General features: G+C 34.7%; 1 protein-coding gene. It reads right to left on the bottom strand.

The features are described from left to right. Positions 1 to 149: 149 nt before the first annotated feature. Positions 150 to 893, bottom strand: coding sequence for an isoprenyl transferase (locus tag ACQR30_RS05615; RefSeq protein ID WP_429732485.1), 744 nt, complete (start codon positions 891 to 893; stop codon positions 150 to 152). Positions 894 to 1,436 lie beyond the last annotated feature (543 nt).

Genomic DNA, 1,436 nt, shown 5'->3' on the forward strand with positions numbered 1-1,436 from the left:
CCACGCCAAAAAGTATCAGCTATTTAATCGTGGCAAATTAGCGGTAATATTCAAAAGTCTTTGTTAAATCAGTAAATATATTTTATAAAAAATTATTCTAGATAAATGATTGGATAAAGATTTACTCATTATTTTTGATACACAGCAAGTCATCCTTTTTTTATTTGCTCCCCCGTTTTACCAAAACGTCTTTCCCTGTTTTGATACGCGACAATTGCTTCAAATAGTTTTTCTTTATCAAAATCAGGCCATTTTGTGTCTGTAAAATAAAGTTCTGTATAGGCAATTTGATATAATAGAAAATTACTTACCCTACGTTCTCCGCCCGTTCTTATCAATAACTCAGGATCGGGAATACCAGACGTGGTTAAATATTTCTCAATAATTGTTTGATTAATCTGTTCAGAGCTTAATTTGCCACATTCTATATCTTTTGCCATATTTCTGATAGCAAACGCTAACTCCCACCGGCTACTATAACTTAACGCTAATATAAGTTTAAGTCCTGAATTTTGTTGGGTTTCTATTAATGCTTCATTCATTTCATCCTGTGCAGCCTGCGGCAACATAGTTAAATCTCCTATCACCCGCAGACGAATATTATTTTCATTCAGGGTAGGAACTTCTTTTCTTATTGTTTGAATAAGTAACTCCATTAAGCCGTTTACTTCTTGTTGGGGTCTATCCCAATTTTCTGTGCTAAATGCATATAAGGTCAAATATTCTATCCCAATTTCAGAAGCACCTTCAGCTACGGCGCGTACGCTATTAACACCGTGAAAATGACCATAAAGTCTATCTTCTCCTTTTTCCTGCGCCCAACGTCCGTTGCCATCCATGATGATGGCCACATGCTTAGGTAGTTGTTCTTTATTAATATTGTTTAAATGCATTTCCTTCTACAGCTTAAAAAATAGCTAGGTGCGCAAAAGTAACGAAATAATTAAATAAGCTTTTTCTTATTTATTAAAATACTTCTGGGCCATTATAATTACTAAATTTAAATAGATATACTCGCTACGGGCCGGACGACGCCCCATTTGTCCATTCCTGTATGTTTGATGGACATTTCTGCCTTACAATTGGGTGCTCAACTCACTTATTTTTATAGTAATTCCCTTATAATTGAGCGTGAAAAGCCTCCGATTCAGCCTTGAAACTAAATTTATTATCCAAATAACCAGCCCGGTCAATTTAAATTAAGCCCATTTTATGCGATTCGACTATAGAAAAACTATTGATTTTCAATTTTGTAAAAGGGATTAATATCCTTAAAAGTAGCGTGCAGGCTTATATTCCAACTAATTCTTGGTCAATACTTGATCTTTATTATTGTATATTAGATCCGCATCAGCATGGAGACAGGTGAAATTTAAGGAGCCTCTTGAGTTTGACAGCAAATTGAAAAAAAACCTCTGAAACGCTGATTATACGTG

Source organism: Arachidicoccus sp. (assembly GCF_050436765.1).
Classification (GTDB): domain Bacteria; phylum Bacteroidota; class Bacteroidia; order Chitinophagales; family Chitinophagaceae; genus Arachidicoccus.

Coding starts and splice junctions, on each gene's coding strand:
- ACQR30_RS05615 (WP_429732485.1), bottom strand. CDS start 893: ATGCATTTAAACAATATTAATAAAGAACAACTACCTAAGCATGTGGCC.